This is a genomic window from Actinomadura sp. 1N219 (genome assembly GCF_044326405.1).
In the GTDB taxonomy this organism is placed as follows: Bacteria; Actinomycetota; Actinomycetes; order Streptosporangiales; family Streptosporangiaceae; genus Spirillospora.
In genome coordinates this window covers 153,389-169,970 of sequence record NZ_JBIRAY010000012.1, presented here as the reverse complement: position 1 = coordinate 169,970, position 16,582 = coordinate 153,389, and the positions used below count along the sequence as shown (strand labels likewise).

General features: G+C 73.5%; 16 protein-coding genes. 6 read left to right on the top strand and 10 right to left on the bottom strand.

Features of this window, described 5'->3' with window-relative positions; all coding sequences use genetic code 11:
- Positions 1 to 2: 2 nt before the first annotated feature.
- Genes ACH35V_RS31590 through grpE form a run of 4 tightly spaced genes read right to left on the bottom strand, consistent with a single transcriptional unit; the run spans position 3 to position 6,286 of the window.
- Positions 3 to 1,256 (bottom strand): hypothetical protein, encoded by a 1,254-nt coding sequence (locus ACH35V_RS31590; protein WP_395977981.1) that lies wholly within the window; start codon positions 1,254 to 1,256, stop codon positions 3 to 5.
- Positions 1,253 to 3,856 (bottom strand): hypothetical protein, encoded by a 2,604-nt coding sequence (locus ACH35V_RS31585; RefSeq protein ID WP_395977979.1) that lies wholly within the window; start codon positions 3,854 to 3,856, stop codon positions 1,253 to 1,255. The genes ACH35V_RS31590 and ACH35V_RS31585 overlap by 4 nt, the downstream gene beginning before the upstream one ends.
- A 14-nt stretch (positions 3,857 to 3,870) precedes the next feature.
- On the bottom strand, positions 3,871 to 5,469 hold the full coding sequence (locus ACH35V_RS31580) for an Hsp70 family protein (protein ID WP_395977977.1): 1,599 nt from the start codon (positions 5,467 to 5,469) through the stop codon (positions 3,871 to 3,873).
- The gene (gene grpE / locus ACH35V_RS31575) at positions 5,462 to 6,286 is read right to left on the bottom strand and encodes a nucleotide exchange factor GrpE (protein WP_395977975.1); all 825 of its coding nucleotides are present in this window, start codon (positions 6,284 to 6,286) and stop codon (positions 5,462 to 5,464) included. Before grpE ends, ACH35V_RS31580 begins: the two co-directional genes overlap by 8 nt.
- 195 nt (positions 6,287 to 6,481) lie before the next feature.
- Here grpE and ACH35V_RS31570 point away from each other — a divergent pair, with 195 nt between their 5' ends.
- Positions 6,482 to 7,126 (top strand): ACT domain-containing protein, encoded by a 645-nt coding sequence (locus ACH35V_RS31570; RefSeq protein ID WP_395978282.1) that lies wholly within the window; start codon positions 6,482 to 6,484, stop codon positions 7,124 to 7,126.
- Positions 7,127 to 7,195: 69 nt separating this feature from the next.
- Complete coding sequence (locus tag ACH35V_RS31565) at positions 7,196 to 8,746, top strand: AMP-binding protein (RefSeq protein ID WP_395977973.1); 1,551 nt, start codon at positions 7,196 to 7,198, stop codon at positions 8,744 to 8,746.
- Between the two features lie 9 nt (positions 8,747 to 8,755).
- Here the strand turns inward: ACH35V_RS31565 and ACH35V_RS31560 are convergent, their stop codons facing one another.
- Positions 8,756 to 9,700 (bottom strand): carbohydrate kinase family protein, encoded by a 945-nt coding sequence (locus ACH35V_RS31560; protein ID WP_395977971.1) that lies wholly within the window; start codon positions 9,698 to 9,700, stop codon positions 8,756 to 8,758.
- A 71-nt stretch (positions 9,701 to 9,771) separates the two neighbouring features.
- Between ACH35V_RS31560 and ACH35V_RS31555 the strand changes: the two genes are divergently transcribed.
- Both ACH35V_RS31555 and ACH35V_RS31550 read left to right on the top strand, forming a co-directional pair.
- Positions 9,772 to 10,416: a class II aldolase/adducin family protein gene (locus tag ACH35V_RS31555; RefSeq protein ID WP_395977969.1), complete on the top strand. Its 645-nt coding sequence runs from the start codon at positions 9,772 to 9,774 to the stop codon at positions 10,414 to 10,416.
- A gap of 22 nt (positions 10,417 to 10,438) precedes the next feature.
- Positions 10,439 to 10,858, top strand: a complete 420-nt coding sequence (locus ACH35V_RS31550; RefSeq protein WP_395977967.1) for a TIGR03668 family PPOX class F420-dependent oxidoreductase — start codon at positions 10,439 to 10,441, stop codon at positions 10,856 to 10,858.
- Between the two features lie 15 nt (positions 10,859 to 10,873).
- Here ACH35V_RS31550 and ACH35V_RS31545 read toward each other — a convergent pair whose 3' ends face one another.
- From ACH35V_RS31545 to ACH35V_RS31535, 3 genes are all read right to left on the bottom strand, one after another.
- Complete coding sequence (locus ACH35V_RS31545; protein WP_395977965.1) at positions 10,874 to 11,674, bottom strand: alpha/beta fold hydrolase; 801 nt, start codon at positions 11,672 to 11,674, stop codon at positions 10,874 to 10,876.
- Between the two features lie 81 nt (positions 11,675 to 11,755).
- On the bottom strand, positions 11,756 to 12,754 hold the full coding sequence (locus tag ACH35V_RS31540; protein WP_395977963.1) for an ADP-ribosylglycohydrolase family protein: 999 nt from the start codon (positions 12,752 to 12,754) through the stop codon (positions 11,756 to 11,758).
- Between the two features lie 15 nt (positions 12,755 to 12,769).
- Positions 12,770 to 13,576, bottom strand: a complete 807-nt coding sequence (locus ACH35V_RS31535; protein ID WP_395977961.1) for an AraC family transcriptional regulator — start codon at positions 13,574 to 13,576, stop codon at positions 12,770 to 12,772.
- A 63-nt stretch (positions 13,577 to 13,639) separates the two neighbouring features.
- Between ACH35V_RS31535 and ACH35V_RS31530 the strand changes: the two genes are divergently transcribed.
- Positions 13,640 to 14,050, top strand: a complete 411-nt coding sequence (locus ACH35V_RS31530) for a DUF2000 family protein (protein ID WP_395977959.1) — start codon at positions 13,640 to 13,642, stop codon at positions 14,048 to 14,050.
- Here ACH35V_RS31530 and ACH35V_RS31525 read toward each other — a convergent pair.
- Together ACH35V_RS31525 and ACH35V_RS31520 are read right to left on the bottom strand one after the other, a co-directional pair.
- Positions 14,025 to 15,125, bottom strand: a complete 1,101-nt coding sequence (locus tag ACH35V_RS31525; RefSeq protein ID WP_395977957.1) for an acyl-CoA dehydrogenase family protein — start codon at positions 15,123 to 15,125, stop codon at positions 14,025 to 14,027. The two genes, ACH35V_RS31530 and ACH35V_RS31525, sit on opposite strands and share 26 nt — an antisense overlap.
- Before the next feature lie 84 nt (positions 15,126 to 15,209).
- Positions 15,210 to 15,452 carry a hypothetical protein gene (locus tag ACH35V_RS31520; RefSeq protein WP_395977955.1) on the bottom strand — a complete coding sequence of 81 codons (243 nt, stop codon included), beginning with the start codon at positions 15,450 to 15,452 and terminating at the stop codon, positions 15,210 to 15,212.
- A 138-nt stretch (positions 15,453 to 15,590) separates the two neighbouring features.
- Here ACH35V_RS31520 and ACH35V_RS31515 point away from each other — a divergent pair.
- Positions 15,591 to 16,504, top strand: a protein-coding gene (locus ACH35V_RS31515) for an IS5 family transposase (protein WP_395977953.1) whose coding sequence is annotated in 2 segments (ribosomal slippage) — positions 15,591 to 15,935 and positions 15,938 to 16,504 — 912 coding nt in all. Because the reading frame shifts where the segments join, the coding sequence is not laid out codon by codon here.
- Positions 16,505 to 16,582 lie beyond the last annotated feature (78 nt).

Sequence of the window (16,582 nt, the reverse complement as noted above, 5' to 3'; positions counted from 1 at the left end):
GCCTAACCACCTCCGGGGCGGACGCCGTCGAGCATCCCGAACCGGTACAGCAGCCACAGCAGCGGATCCTCGGCCCGGTACGGCCGGACCCCGCCCGCCCCGACCCGGCCGGCGTCGGGGACGCCGCCGAGCGCCGACAACCCGAACAGCGCGTGGTCGGCGTACTGCTGCCCGAGGTAGGTGTCGAGCTGCCCCGCCTGCCAGTCGTGCAGCAGGGCCCGGACCTGCTCGTTCACCGCGTCCCTGTCGTCCAGGTCGAGGACGCCCGACCCCGACCGGGACCGGTGCAGCGCCGACTGCCGCAGCAGCCCCGGCCGCAGCACGTCGATCTTGGTGAGCGCGACCGCGACCGGGACGGGCAGCGGCTCGCCCGGACGGGTGCCGTGCCGCTGCCGCAGGGCGTCGGTGACGCGGGCGATGACGTTCAGCGGCTCGCTGTCGGGGTCGTCCCCGGCGCCGCGCGGCGCGGCCACGGCGTCGCGCACGCCCGTCCGCGCGCCGGGCAGCTCCAGCGGGTCGACCAGGAAGACGATCGCGTCCGCCGCCTCCAGGTACCGCAGGTGCAGGTCGGTGACCTCGCGGCTGCGCAGGTCCTCGCCCGCGGTATCGAACAGCACGAGCGCGAGCGAGTCGTTGCGCGGCCGCGCGAAACGCCCCCGGCGCGTCCGGGTGAGCAGGTACACGAGCGGTTCGCGGGGGCCGGTCGCCGCGCTGGCCGTCGTCGGCAGCAGCCGCCGCTCCTCCAGCAGCGGGCGCGCGAAGTCGCGCTTGTACCGCTCGATCGTGCGGTCGTCGCAGGCCACGAGCGACGCGTCCAGCTCCGTCCCGACCCGGTTCATCAGCTCGTGCAGCAGCACGGCGATGTAGGTGCTCTTGCCCGCGTTCTTCGCGCCGACCAGCGCGACGATCCGGCCGGGGGAGTCGCAGTACGCGGACGGCAGCGGGTTGTGGCATTCAGGGCAGGCCCGGTTGCCGGTCGCGAGCCCGCACTCGGGGCATTCGGCGCGCCCCTTGCGCCCGGACGCCGAGAAGACGGGCGGCAGCGACGCGCCCGCCGTCGACCCCGTGTACTTGGCGAGCGCCTCGTCCAGGACGGGCGCGCAGCCCTGCCGCCGCCCCGCCTGCCCCCGGCACCGGAACAGGATCCGCTGCGGCGCGACCGACTCGAAACAGTACGGGCACGTGACGCCGTTCTTGGGAGCGCGCTGCCTGGACGGCACTCCCGGGATGCCCACGCGGGCGAGCGGCCTGGTCATCTCGTGACCTGAAGCCGGCGGACGGGGGGATCGCTCAGCTCGACGACGTCGTCGTCGGCGAAGCAGCGCAGCCAGTACGGCCCGGACGCGTCCGGCACGGCCAGCGACAGCTCACCGGGCACCGGCACCTGCTCCCACGCGCCGAGCGTCTCGCCGTCGGCGGCCCGGTGCGGCATGACCCGGCCGGTGCGCAGCACCAGTGACAGCCGCGCCACCCGCAGCGGCCGCGACGACGTCAGCCTTATCGTCAGCGACCGCCGCCACGGCGGGCCCGACCGCAGCACGTCGTACCGGACGATCGCGCGCGCCGCGACCGCAGCGGTCACCGGCGTTCCCGTCACCCGCGAGCCGCCGACGGTCCCGGCCGCCGCGACCGACAGTTCGACGGGCTCGTCCTCGGGGACGGGCAGCCGGATCCCGCCCTGCGTGTCGTAGGCGGCGCGGGTCACGGTCTCCGCCGACGGCGGATCGGAGATCTGCAGCGCGTCCCGCCCGATCCGGTAGACGACGTCGACCTCGGCGACGTCCGGCGGCCAGTCGAACCCGACGTGCACGTGGTCGCCGCGCCGCTCCGCGACCAGGCGGCGCGGCGGCGGCAGATTCACGTGCCGGTGGTACGCGCCGATCGCGGCGCCGCCCTCCGCCACCGACACCGCGAGCAGCCACCCGCTCGCGCCCGGCCGCACCGACAGCCCGCCCGGCACCGGCGTGCACGCCAGCCGCCGCGTCTCCCGCCGCACCTCCTCCAGCGGGACGAGCGCGCTGCGCGGCCACGGCGGCGGCCCCTCCGCCAGCACCAGCTCGACCGTCCCGCTCCCCGGCGGGTCGAACCGGACCGTGAGCAGCCCCGGATCGGACGGGTCGGTCTCGGCGGCCAGCTCGAACACCGGCTCGGGCGCCGCGCTCGGCGTGACCGACGCGCGCACCCCGTCCGTCACGACCTCCCGTCCGGACGGGTCGAGGTAGACGGCGGCGATCCGGTAGTGGTGCGTCCGGCCGTTGGGCACGCGTTCGCGGAACCCGTCGCGCCCCGCCGGGACGGCCGCCCCGTCCCGGACGACGACGACCCGCGCCGCCTCCGCCGGGCACCGCCACCGCCCGGTGACCTGCCCGTCCCCGGCGAGCAGCGCGACCTCGCCCGGCTCGGGCCGCACGACCACCGGCCCCGCCACCGCCGGCGCGGCGACGGCGTCCCCGCGCAGCGCGAACACCGCGTAGAACACCTGCTCGTTGACGGGCGGGCGCTCGTCCAGGACCCCGGTGATCCCGGCGCCGTCCCGCACGTCCCGCGGGGCCCGGCCCACCTGCCGGACGACCTGGTATTCGATCTCGCCGGCCGTCGACGGCGACGGCTCCCACGAGAGCCGGACGGCGCCCGCGTCCACGTCCGCGCGCACTGACGGGACGGGACGCGGCGGCAGCCGGTGCCGCTGGGCGGCCGCGCCGGGGAGGTCGCGGACGAGGCGGAGGGCGTCGTCGAGGAGGCGGTGGGCGCGGTCCGGGTCGGGTTCGGCGGCGGCGGTCTCGCGGAGGCGCAGCGCCGTGTCGAGCCGGTGCCGGGCCTCGGCGGCGAGGACCTCCTCCTCGGACGGCTCGCCGCCGGAGGCGGGCGGGACGTTCGCGGCGTCCGCCAGCTCCGCCGCCGCGAACACCTCGCCCGCGTCGAGCAGCGCGCGGAGGCGTCCGGCGAGGCCGCCGCCCGGGCCCGTCTCGCGGACGACGGCGAACACCATGCGGCGGGCGTCGCCCCGGTCGACGCCGAGATCGTCCGTGGCGTAGCGCAGCAGGGCCCGCTCGGACGCCCGCTGCCGCAGCCGCTCGCGGAGCCGGTCCACGACGTCGTACAGCACCAGCTCGGGGAGCGGGGCGTCCGACCGGAGCGCGGCGAGGATCGTGTCGGCGTGCGTGGTGCTGGTGTCGCGGCTGCGGCGCGCCCATTCGGCGGCGACCGCCGCGACGGCGTCCTGGTCGAGCCGGAGGTTCCTGCCGGGCGCGGCGAACCCGTCCAGCGGCCGGATCGGGCCGGTGAGCCGCGCGCCGAACACGAAGTCGGCGAGGTGCCGGGCGCCGAGGACGTCCAGGGACTCCTGCACCTTCCGGTAGGCCGGGTAGGGCGCGGCGGACGGCAGCGCGTCGGGCTCGCGGATCTCGATCCCGTCGGCGGCGGCGGCCCGCTCCAGCTCGGCGCGGGTCACGCCGCCGGTGCGGGCGATGCCCTCGACCTCGGCGGGGGTGGCCATCTTCAGCGTCCCGGCCGCGTCGGCGAGCCGGGCGCGGGCCTCGGCGCGGCGCCGCTCGGTGCGCTCCCGCCCGCCGCGCAGCCGCGCGTCCAGCGGGCGCAGGTCGCCGCGCTCGGCGGCGGCGAACAGCGGCGCCAGCTCGCGGTGGTCGGCCTCCAGCCGGTCGATCAGCTTGCGGTACTTCAGCTGCCCGCGCGCCCGCCGCCAGCACTGCCGGACCTCCTTGACCCGCGCCGCGACCACAGGCCCCGTGAGGGGGTCGGGCAGGACGTACCGGACGCGCAGGTCCTCGGGAGGCTGGTCGCCCGCTGCCCGGGCGGGCTCCAGCACATCCCGCCGGTAGTCGTCGTCGAACGCCACGGGCGCCTCCCGGCTCAGCTCACCTGGACCCGGGAGAGGGCCTTCCGGGAGCGCTCGACCTCCTCCTCGGACATGCCGCCGACGTCCACCTTCAGCTCCAGCCGGTCCCCGGTCTCCTTCTCCACCGCCGTGACGTTCAGCAGCCCGGACGAGTCGAGCGCGAACGTCACGCCGATCGGCCAGCCCGCCTTCTTGCCCGGCGGGACGCGGATCTCCCCGGTCGCGATCTCGGTGTTGTCGATCAGGTCGCCGGATTCCACGACCCCCGCCTGCTCCATCACCCGGATGTCGGCGGACGCCTGGTCGTCGTACACGGTGAAGAAGTCCTCGGTCTTCGCGGCGGGCAGCTCGTCGTTGGCGTGCACGAGGTGCGCGACGCTCTCCGCGCCGGTCTCCCGGTCGACCACCACGATCCCGAACGCGTGCGAGGCGACCGTCTTGATCTGCCGTCCGGCGATCTGCTTCTGCTGCTCGGCGGACAGGCCCGCGCGGCTCGCCATCTCCTCCGCCTGCTCGGCGGCGCCCTCCCGGACGAACCGCCGGTACGTCTCCTCGAACGCGTACAGCGCGGCGCCCTTGGCGACGGCGAGGTCGGGGTCCTGGAGGCGGGGCGGCAGGCCCAGCTCGGTCGCGAGCCGCGCCGCGACGACCGGCATCTTCGTGGACCCGCCGACGAGGACGAGGTCGTCGTAGTCGTCCACGCCCTTCTCGGCGGCGGTGGACAGCGTCCGGCCGGTGATCTCGACGGTGCGGTCGAGGAGGTCCTTGGTCAGCTCCTCCAGCTTCTCCCGCGTCACCTCGACCGACGCGACCCGCCCGCCGTGCATGACGCGGACGGTGTGCGCGGTGCGGGTGGTGAGCGCCTTCTTGGCGTCCTCGGCGTCGCGGCGGAGCTGCTGCTCGGTCTGCTTGTCGTCGAGGGGGTCCCCGGCGTCGGGGTGCTCGGCGCGGAACCGCTCCGCGAGGTGCTCGACGAGCCGCGCGTCCCAGTCGGCGCCGCCGAGCTCGTGGTCGCCGTCGGTGCACACCACCTCGATGTGCCCGCCGCGCAGCGCGATGACGGTGGTGTCGAACGTTCCGCCGCCGAGGTCGTACACCAGGATGGTGCGGTCCTGCTCGGGGTTGAGGACGCCGTAGGTGATCGCGGCGGCGATCGGCTCGGACACGATGTCGATGACGTTCAGCCCGGCGATCCGGCCCGCCTTGCGGGTCGCGTCGCGCTCGGCCGCGCCGAAGTACGCCGGGACGGTGATGACGACGTCGCGGGTCTCCTCGCCGGTCGTGGTGCGCGCGTCCGTCGCCAGCTTCAGCAGGATGAACGCCGACAGCTCCTCCGGCGTGAAGTCGATCCCGTGGATGGGGCGGGTCACGTCGCGGCCCATGTCCCGCTTGATGAGGCTGACGACGTTGTCGGGCTCCAGGACGGCGGTGTCCTTCGCGGTGGCGCCGACGACGACGTTCTCGCCGCTCTCGAAGTACACGACGGACGGGGTGGTGTCGGTGCCCTCCAGGTTCCGCAGGACCGCCGGGCGCCCCACGTCGTCGATGGAGGCTATGCAGGAGTACGTGGTTCCCAGGTCGATCCCGTAGACGGCCATGTCCCTCTCACCCATCGGTCTTCTGCGTGTCCGGTGCCTTCTGCGTGTCCGGTGCCTTCTGCGTGTCCGGTGCCTTCTGCGTGTCCGGTGTCGTCTGTGTGTCCGGTGTCTGCGGCGTGTCCGGTGTCAGCGTCTCGCCGTTCCCGGCGCCATTGCGGTGACTTGAGCCGGATTTGACGGCGCGTCCGGCCCCGTTCGCCCCGGTCTCCGACTTCGTTTCGGGTTTGTCGTGCTTGGTGGCGAGCTTCCCGACGCGCACCGCCGCCTTGCGCAGCACCTTCCCGCTCTGCTCGAACCCGTCGGACTCCGCGGCCGTGACGGTGCCGTCCCGCATCGGGTCGTCGACGGGCGTGACCGCGACCGGACGGTGCCGCGCCGCGTCGTAGGGCGCGCCCGGCTCCACCGTGAACCGCTCCACGCCGAGCCGCGCCAGCGCGTCCGCGACGTCGTCGGCCACGGCCGCCAGCAGCAGCGCCGTCTCGCGCGGGTCGGGCGGCTCGGTCAGGCCGGGCGCGGCGAGCCGGCCGGACTCGCGGCGCGCCTGGTCGTGCAGCCGGTACAGCGCGGCGCGGACCGGCTCCAGCATGGCCTGCAGCTCGCCGCGCCGGAGCCGCTGGTTCTCCGCGTGCAGCCGGTCGATGACGGCCTCGCGGTGCGCGGCGCGCTCGTGCTCGCGGTCGAGGCGGGCGGCGAGCCCGGTGAGGGCGTCGGCGACGCCGGCGCGGAACGCCTCGCCGTCCGGGTCGCCCGGAGCGCCGGGGACCGGCCCCGGCCCCGCTTCCGGCCCGGTTCCGGATTCCGCGCTGACTTGGGGTTCCCCGTCCCTCGACACGTGCAGTTACCTTAATGGTGGGCGACATGAGGCGATAGGCCCGCTGGTGACCTTCACTGGACTCTAGTTTGACCCGTGCCCGCCATTCCAGCACCGGCCACGGCGCCGTTTTCCCGCGTCGTCACTTCTGGGTAACACCATGGAAACGGGTTTCGCGGAGGCTGGGGGCCGCGGAGGGGGAGACTGGAGGTGGCGATGTTGCTGCGGATACGCGTCCGGCTGCCGGACCGTCCCGGCTCGCTGGGGCAGGTCGCGCGCACGCTGGGGGCCGCGGGCGCGGACGTCGTGCAGATGGCGGTGCTGGAGCGCGACAACGGCCGGGCGATGGACGACTTCACGGTCGCGTGGCCCGCGGGCGTGGACACCGGCCGGCTGGGCGACGGGCTCGGCGCGGTGCCGGGGGTGGAGGTCGTCGGGGTCTGGCCGACGGCCGAGCCGCAGGGCGCGTTCCCGGACGCCGCCGTGATCGGGCAGGTCGCGGCCGTCCCGGAGCGCGGGGCGGAGATCCTGGCGGACGCCGTCCCGGCCATCCTGAGCGCCGGCTGGGCGGGCCTCGCCGAGCTGACGGCCGAGGGCGGCGCGGTGCTGACGCATGCGAGTGTCGGCGGCAAGTCGGGTGCGGATCTGCCCGAGCTGCTGCCGCTGCGTCCGCGTGCCTTCACGGCGCCGGACGGCACGCAGTTCGCGGTGTGCCCGCTCGCCAAGGGCACGCTCGCGCTGGTCGTGGCCCGGACGGGCGCGCCGCCGTTCCACCGGACGGAGGTGTTCCGCCTGGAGCAGCTCGCGGGCGCGGCGGACGCGGTCCTGACCGGCGACCGGTCGGGACGGTCTCCCGTGTGACCTGGTCAGCGGGGTGCTCGCGTTCTAGAGTCACGTTCTAGGGACTCCCCGCGTCCAGGAGGTGGCCGAATGGCCGTACTGCTCCGTCCGCACGCCGAAGCCAGGCCCGGAGAACCGGCGATCACCGACGAACGCGGAAGCACGACCTGGCGGGACCTCGACGCCAGGACCGACCGGCTCGCGAACGCGCTGCGCGGGCTGGGCCTGGGCACGCGCGACGTCATCGCGCTCCACTCCGGCAACCGGCGCGAGTACTTCGAGCTGATGGCCGCCGCCGGGCACGTCGGGCTGCGGTACGTCCTGGTCAACTGGCACTGGACGGCCGACGAGCTGCGCTACGTCCTGGAGGACGCGGGCGCGCGGGCGCTGTTCTCCGAGGACGCGTTCGGCGACGTCGCGCTGGCGGCGTCCGACGGGCTCGACCTCGCGGCCCGCGTCGCTTTCGGTGACGGCATAGCGGGCTTCACCTCGTACGAGGAGTTCCTCGCGACGGGCGCGCAGGAGGAGATCGACGACCCGGTGATGGGCTTCCCGATGTTCTACACGTCGGGCACCACCGGACGGCCGAAGGGCGTCAGCCGCAAGCTGCTGGACGCGGGCGCGCCGATCGAGACGGCCGCGCTGATCGGCGACGTGTTCGCCGACATCCTGAAGATCCCGGCGGACGGGCGGTCGCTGCTCGTCGGCCCCGCCTACCACTCCGCGCAGTGGCTGTGGTCGTTCGTGTTCATGCTGGTCGGGCGGTCGCTGGTGATGCGGCAGAGCTTCGACCCGGCCGAGACGCTGCGGCTCGTCGACGAGCACCGCGTGACGAACGTCCATCTGGTGCCGACGCAGTTCGTCCGGCTGCTGCGCCTGGACGGGGAGACCCGCGCGGCGTTCGACGGGTCCAGCCTGCGGGTCGTCTGGCACGGCGCCGCGCCCTGCTCGCCCGAGGTCAAGCGGCGGATGATCGACTGGCTCGGGCCGATCGTCCACGAGTACTACGGCTCGACCGAGGCGGCGGTGAACAGCGTCATCACCGCGCCGGAATGGCTGGAGCGGCCCGGCAGCGTCGGCCGCCCGCTGCCGACGACCGAGGTGCACGTCCTGCGCGACGACGGCGAGCCCGCGGCGCCGGGGGAGCGCGGCCAGATCTACTTCCGCTACACCAGCGGCGACGACGTCGAGTACTGGGGCGACGCGGACAAGACCCGCTCGATGCACCGCGGCGACGGCCTGTTCACCACCGGCGACGTCGGCCATCTGGACGAGGACGGCTACCTGTTCCTGTCCGACCGCGCCATCGACATGATCATCAGCGGCGGCGTGAACATCTACCCGGCGGAGATCGAGGGCGTGCTGATCACCCATCCGGCCGTCCGGGACGTGGCCGTGTTCGGCGTCCCGGACGAGGAGTTCGGCGAGCAGGTGAAGGCGGCGGTCGAACTCGACGGCGGGGCGGAGCCGTCCGAGGCGCTGGCGGCGGAGCTGATCGGGCACGTCCGCGCCTCGCTCGCCGGGTACAAGGCGCCGCGCTCGGTCGACTTCGTGGACCGGATGCCGAGGACCCCGACCGGCAAGCTCTACAAGCGCCTCCTGCGCGACCCGTACTGGCAGGACGAGAAGCAGAAGATCTGACAATCCAGCTCAGTTCAGCATGCGGAGGACGTCGTCCAGGCCGGTGAGGCAGGCGTCGGAGCCGAGCCCCTGCGCGACGGTCGCGGCGGCGGCGGTGCCCCAGCGCGCCGATTCCAGGACGTCCCGCCCGTGCGCGAGGCCGGTGATGAACCCGGCGCAGTAGGCGTCGCCGCAGCCGGTCGTGTCGACGACCTCGACGGGCAGGGCGGGCAGCCGGTGGACGGCGGGGGCGTCGGCGGGGCCGGTCGCGACGAGGCTGCCGTCGCCGCCGAGCGTGACGACCACCGTCGCCGGGCCCTGGGCGAGCAGCGTCCTGGCGGCCTTCTCGGGGTCGTCCTCGCCGGTCATCGCCGCGGCCTGCTCCTCGTCCGGCAGGAAATGGTCGACGTGGGGGAGGAACGCGGCTGCGCCGGCGAGGAGGTCGGGCATGGCCGACAGCGGGTCCATCGTCACGACGGTGCCGGTCTCGCGGGCGGCGGCGAGCATCGCGAAGAACGCGGGGTCGTTGAGGCCCGACGTGACGTCCGGGCCGCCGAGGTGCACGAAGCTGGCCGCGCCGAGCAGGCCGGGGCCGACCGCGCCGGCGGTGAGCGTCAGGTTGGCGCCGGGGGCGTGCAGGACGGGGCCGTCGCCGTCCCCGCGGCGCCCTCCGGCCGGGACCGGCAGGATCGACGCGGCGGTCTGCGCGGCGGTCCGCCGGACGAGCCCGCGCACGTCCACCCCGTTCCGGGTCATGATCGTGACCAGCAGGTCGCCGAGGTCGTCGTCGCCGATCGCGCCGACCGAGACGACGTCGTTGCCGAGCCTGGCGAGGGCCACCGCGGTGCCCGCCGCGGCGCCGGCGGCGGTCGCCCTGATCTCGTCGACGACGACGGCGCCCTGCCCGGCGGCGAGGCCGGGCACGGGCCGGGCGAGCACGTCCAGGATGTGCGCGCCCAGTGTCACAACCGCCATGACCAGACCCCTTAAAGATCGTCAGGGCCGTAGCGTAACCGTGGAGGCCCCGGAACGTGAAAGGTGTTCGCATGTTGTTGTCGGACGAAAGGGACGAACTGGCTGCGATCGGCCGGCGGCTGGCCGATACCGGTCTGGTCATCGGCTCGTCCGGCAACGTCAGCGTCCGGTCGGGCGATCTGGTCGCGGTCACGCCGGGCGGGATGATGCTCGATCGGATCGAGCCCGCCGACTGCCCGGTCGTCACCCTGTCGGGCGGGGTGGCCGAGGGCGAGCGGGCGCCGTCGTCCGAGACGCCGATGCACCTCGCGCTCTACGAGGCCACCAAGGCGGCGGCGATCGTGCACACCCACTCCACCTACGCGGTCGCCGTCGCGACGACCATGACGGAGCTGCCGCCGATCCACTACAACACCCTCCTGCTCGGCGGCGTCGTGAAGGTCGCCGAGTACGCCACCTACGGGACGCCCGAGCTGGCGGACAACGTCCGCGCCGCCATGACCGGAGGCAAGCGCGCCGCGCTGATGGCCAACCACGGCGGCGTCGCGATCGGCCGCGACCTGGACGAGGCGTTCGAGAACGCGCGCCTCCTCGAATGGCTCTGCGGCGTGTACGTCCGGGCCAGGGCGATCGGCGAGCCGCGCGTCCTGACCGAGGAGGAACTGGCGAAGGTGGTCGAGCGCGGCCTCGCTCCTCCAAAGCTCCCGCCCGCGTAGGCGGCCGTGGCAGGCTGAGGGGGTGCCGAAGCTTTCGCCGGACGAGGCGCGCCGGCTGCTGACGACGGTCCCGGTCGTGCGGCTGGCGACCGTCGGGGAGGACGCGCGGCCGCATCTCGTCCCCGTGGCGTTCGCCGTCCACCGGGGCGCGGTCTACACGGCCGTCGACCACAAGCCGAAGAGCACCAGGGACCTGCGGCGGCTCGCCAACATCCGCGCCAACCCGCGTGTCGCTCTCCTGGCCGACCACTACGAGGACGACTGGGACAACCTGTGGTGGGTCCGGGTGGACGGCCACGCCTACATCGTCGAGGATCCCGCGCGCATGGCCGAGCCCGTCCGGCTCCTGGCCGACCGGTACGCGCAGTACCGCGAGCGTCCGCCCGAGGGGCCGGTCATCGTCGTCACCATCCAGGCCTGGACGGGCTGGACGGCGTCCTGACCCGCCCGCGCGGGCCTACAGCGAGCGCTCGAAGGTCAGGACGGCGTCGGCGACCGTCTCCGGGAAGTCCACGTGCGGCTGGTGCCCGGCGCCGTCCACCAGGACGAGTTCGCCGTTCAGCCTGTCCTTGACCCACTCGGCCTCCGCGACCGGGTCGGGCCAGTCGATGTCGGCCGTCCCCATGATGACCAGTGTCGGCGCGGAGACCCGGTCGAGCCGGGCCTCGGCCTCGGCGTGCGACATGTCCAGGTAGTCGGCGATGACCTTGGCGCGGCCCGGCCGCTTGAAGCTCGCCTTCAGCTTGGCCTTGTGCTCGGCGAAGTCCGCGGGCGGCGTCGGCACCCACTTCGGGTAGTACGACATGTAGAGCGGCACCGCCAGCCCCGGGACCCGCATGAGCGCCACGGTCAGCTTCTGCGAGAACCCGGCCTTGCCGTCCCGGACGAACGGGCCCGCCAGCACCAGGCCCCTGATCAGCTCGGGCGCCTCCGCGGCGACCCACACCCCGGCCGCGGCGCCGTTCGAGCAGCCGTAGATCAGGGCGGGCCCTGCGTCCAGGTGCCGCAGCAGCGCGAGCAGGTCGTGGGCCAGCGGCGTGCTCCCGTACTCGGGCCAGTCCGCGCTGGTGTCGCCCATGCCGCGCTGGTCGACGGTCACGACGCGGTGGCCGGCGTCGAGCAGCAGCGGCTTGAGGAACCTGAACTGGGACCGCAGGTCGAGCATGGACGGGAGGCAGACGACGAGCGGCCCGTCGCCCTCGTCGTCATAGGCGAGCCGTCCGCCGGGAAGGTCGAGGTACCGGGTCTGCTCGCTCATCACGCACTCCTTGCGCATTCATGTAGCTCTATGGCTAAGAATATTAGCTTCAATGCTACGTGCAGGTCAAGGAGTCGAGGATCAGTCCCAGGCCGCGCCGATCTCGGTCAGCTGATCGGCGTACTCGATGCGGCCCGCCCACTCGCCGGGCCAGGCGTCCATCCCGAGGTGCGCGCCCGCGAAGGCGCCCGCCAGGCAGGCGATCGAGTCGGAGTCGCCGGAGCTCGCCGCCCCGCGCCAGATCGCCTCGACGGGCTCGTCCGGGAAGAGCAGGAAGCACAGCAGGCCGGTCGCCAGGGCCTCCTCGGCCGTCCAGCCCGCCCCGGTGATCTCGCAGGGGTCGGACGTGCGGTCGCCGAGGGCGAGGGCCGCGTCCAGCGCGTCGAGGCGTGCGAGGCAGTCGTCCCAGCCGCGGGCGATGAACGTCTCGGGGGCGTCTATGCCGGGGTGCTGCCACAGGGCGCCGAGCCACCGCTCGTGGTAAACGGCGCGCTGGTCGCGGCACCGGGCGCGGAGCGCGCCGGGCAGGTCGGACGGGTCCATCCCGTCCGCCAGCCACCGGACGGCGAACGCGGTCAGCTCGCTGGCGGCCAGCCCGGTCGGATGGCCGTGGGTGAGGGCCGCCTGGAGCTGGGACGCGCCCGCGCGCGTCTCGTCCGACAGGCCGGGCGCCAGCCCGACCGGCGCGACCCGCATGTTCGCGCCGCAGCCCTTCGAGCCCGCCACGGTGGCCTCCACCCACGGCTTCCCGGCGGCCAGGCCCCTGCACGCCCGCAGACATGTGTTTCCGGGCGCCCGATTGTTGTCGGGACTGTTGAGCCAGTCGATGAAACGCCGACGCCACATCGGCGTTATCAGATCCGCTGTGAACGGAGGGTTTTCCAGGGCGTCCAGCATGGCGAGGCCGACCGCGAGCGCCATCTGCGTGTCGTCGGTGACGAGCGCGGGGTCGCCGTTGAGCTGCGTAGGCCCGTGGTCACCGAAACGCCTGCGTATCTGGCTCATGGTGAGGAATTCCGTCGGCGCGCCCAGAGAATCCCCGTACGCCAGACCGAACATCGCTCCGCTCGCCCGTCTCATGGGCGGCATTCTCTCTCAATTCGTGCACGCCCCGCGGTAGCCGCCGGGCGTCATGCCGTAGCAGCGGACGAACCAGCGCGTCAGATGGCTCTGGTCCGCGAAACCCGTCGCCGCCGCCACGTCCCCGATCGCGTCGCCCCGGGCCAGGAGGCGGCGCGCGGCGCGGAGCCGGAGCTGCCGCTGGTAGTCGCTCGGCGCCATCCCGTACACGCGCCGGAACCCCCGGTAGAGCGCGAACCGGCTGCATCCCGCCGTCTCGGCCAGCTCGTCGGCGCCGATGTCGTCCAGGTAGGCGTCCTGAAGCCGCCGACGCGCCCGCTCCACCGCGCCCGACGTCTCGGCCACGCGCATTCTTCGCGTGGCGGCCCGGTGCACCATCGCGCCGACCGTCGCGGTGAGCAGCTCGTCCCGCCGCAGCGCGGACGCCCCGCCGAGCAGCGCCGCGTGCAGGCCGCGCAGGTTCCGCGCCAGGACGGGATCGGCCACGACGGGGGAGCCGAACAGCGGCAGCCCCGCCGGACGGTCCGCGATGTCGGCCAGCACGCCGGACACCAGCTCAGGCCCGATGTGCACGATCCGGTACGTGAAGCCCAGCTCGTCGGCGGCGTGGCCGTCGTGCGGGTCGTCCGGGTTGAACGCGATGACCATCCCGGCCGCGCTGGTGTGGGCGTCGCCCCGGCACCGGAACGCCTGATAGCCGTCCTCGGTGACGCCGAACGAGTACGTCTCGTGGCTGTGCCGGTGGTAGACGTGCCGCTCGAAATGCGCGTGCATCGCCTCCAGCGGACGGTCGGACGACCGCCAGTACCTGCTCCAGTCCACGTTTCCAGTCTGGCGCACGAGCGTTCAAGACGACCCGGCCCCCGGTCGCGGAACCTGGACGGCATGCGTTTCGACACCAAGATCGGGATCGTGGTCCGGGACGACCTGGCCGCGTGGCAGCGGCTCAACGTGACCGCGTTCCTTTCCAGCGCCGTCGCCGGAGGCGTCCCCGGCGTCATCGGCCTGCCGTACGAGGACGCGTCCGGCAACGAGTACCTGCCGATGTTCCGCCAGCCCGTCCTCGTCTACGAGGCCGGCGCCGCGGCGATCCTCACGGCCCACGGCCGCGCCCTGGCCCGCGGGATGCGGATCGCCGTCTACATCGAGGACATGTTCAAGACGGGCCACGACGCGGCCAACCGCGAGACCGTCCGCGCGGTCACGGCCGACGAGATGCCGCTCGTCGGGTTCGCCGTCCACGGCCCGAGGAACGGCGTGGACAAGGTCCTCAAGGGGCTGCGGCTGCACCCGTGAGCCCGGCCAGCTCGGCGAGGCGCTCCCGGTGCAGGCCGGGAGCGCCGAAGAGCTGCCGCGACCCCTGCGCCCGCTTGAAGTACAGGTGCGCGTCGTGCTCCCACGTGAACCCGATGCCGCCGTGCAGCTGGATCGCCTCGCCCGCCGTGTGGAAGAACGCGTCCGAGCAGTACGCCTTGGCGAGCGCGGCGGCGGCGGGCAGCTCGTCCGGGCTCTCGTCCGCGACGGCCGCCGCGTTCAGCACCGCCGACCGCGCCGACTCCACCAGCACGAACATGTCCGCGCACCGGTGCTTGACCGCCTGGAACGACCCGATCGGACGCCCGAACTGGCGCCGCACCTTCGCGTACTCGACCGTCATGTCCAGCGTCTTCTGCGCCCCGCCGAGCTGCTCGGCGGCCAGCGCCACGGCCGCCACGTCGAGCGCCCTCTCCACGGCCTCGGCCCCGCCCACCCGGCGGGCGGGAACGCCGTCGAACCCGACCCGCGCGAGCTTCCGCGTCTGATCGAGCGTCGGCAGCAGTTCCCGGACGACCCCGTCCGCGTCGCCCGCCACCGCGTACAGCCCGACGCCGTCGCCGTCCCCGGCCGCGACGAGGATCACGTGGGCGACGTGCCCGTCCAAGACGAAGCTCTTGGTCCCTCGCAGCACACCGTCCTCGAACACGGTCCGCACCGCTCCGAGGTCCCAGCGGCCGTCCTCCTCCGCCACCGCGAGCGTCGCGATCGTCGACCCGTCCGCGATGCCGGGCAGCAGGTCATGGCCGCCGTCCCCGGCCCGCAGCGCCGCCGCGGCCGTGATCGCGGCGAGGAACGGCGAACACACCGCGGCCCGTCCCATCTCCTCGAACACGACGGCCAGCTCCCGCATCCCGAACCCCGCGCCGCCGTGCTCCTCCGGAATCGCGAGGCCCTGCAGCCCGAGCTGCTCAGCCATCCGCGTCCACATGCCGGGGTCGTAGCCCGCGGCCGTCCTCATCAGCCGCCGCACCTCGCCGGACGGCGACAGGTCGGCGAAGAACCGCCGCAGCGCGTCCCGCAGCTCCCGCTGCTCCTCGGTGACGACGAGCTTCATCCCGGCCTCCCACGCTGGTACCGGGCCATCCTGCCGCACGCCCCCCGCCCGCCTCACCGGCGGTTCCCGGCCAGCGGGACGCGGTCAGGGCGCCCAGTCGTGCGGCCCCAGCACGTACCCCTTCGGCGTGGAGTGCACGTGGTTGACCGACACCAGATGCCCGAGCGCGGCCCACAGATCCTCCTCGGGCCCGCCCACCAGCCGCCCGATCGTGTCGAAGTCCGCGGCCCCGCCGTCCTTGTCGATCTCCGCCACGGTCTCGTACACGGTCAGCTCGAAGTCCGTCAGCTCCTGAACGTCCCCACGCCGTGCATCTCGCTCATCCATCCCCAAACCGTGCCCACTCCCGGACGTTCTATCTATCGCCCCCCAAATGCGGACACACGCGGAGCACTGCGACTCGTCCAATCTCATCTAGGGCGTGTCCGATAGATCTTGATCTATCGGTTCGCTAGTTGTTGGTCGGTGACTCGGCGGTTCGAGCTGACTGATGCGGAGTGGGAGCGGCTTGCGCCGCTCCTGCCCTGTTCTGGAGGGCGTGGTGGTCGGTGGGCCGATCATCGGCGGGTGGTGTCGGGCATCTTGTACCGGGTTCGGACGGGAGTGCCGTGGCGGGACCTGCCGGAACGGTTCGGGCCGTGGAAGACCTGCTACGAGCGACATCGCCGCTGGTCAGCGGATGGAACCTGGCGCCGGATCCTGGATGAGTTACGGATCGGGGCCGACCTGGCCGAGGGCGACGATTGGACGGTCGGGATCGACTCCACCGCAGTGCGTGCGCACCAGCACGCGGCCGGAGCCCGGCATCGCCGACCGCGTCGGCTCCGCAAAAGGGGGACCTGAGAAGGGACGAGTCCGACGGCCGGGAGGCACTGGGCCGGTCCCGTGGTGGGCTCACCACCAAGATCCATCTGGCCGCCGACCGGCGGTGCCGGCCGATCGCCCGGCTGACCTCACCGGGCCAGCGATTCGACGGCACGATGGTGCTGCCAGTGCTCGGCCAGGTCCGCATCAAACGCTGCGGCATCGGCCGCGATCGAGTCCGGCCCGGCCGTGTGCTGGCCGACAAGGCCTACTCCAGCCGTGCCATCCGCGCCCATCTCCGCCGCAGAGGCATCAAGGCGGTCATCCCGGAGAAGACCGACCAGCAGAAATGGCGTAAGCGCCGTGGCGCGGCAGGCGGCCGCCCGGTCGCGTTCGACTCTGAGGCCTACAAGGACCGCAACGTCGTCGAGCGCTGCATCAGCAAGCTCAAACAGTTCCGGGCGGTCGCAACCCGCTACGACAAGAGGGCCTTCGTCTACGACGGCACCATCGACGTCGCCTCCATCAAGATCTGGCTCCGCGACCTCACCCAAGATCCACCGGACACGGCCTAAGTCGTCCGTCACACGGGTGGGTGGTGCGTCGTCTCACTGGGGACAAGGGCCCAGAGAGATGAGGCGGATAGCCGATGA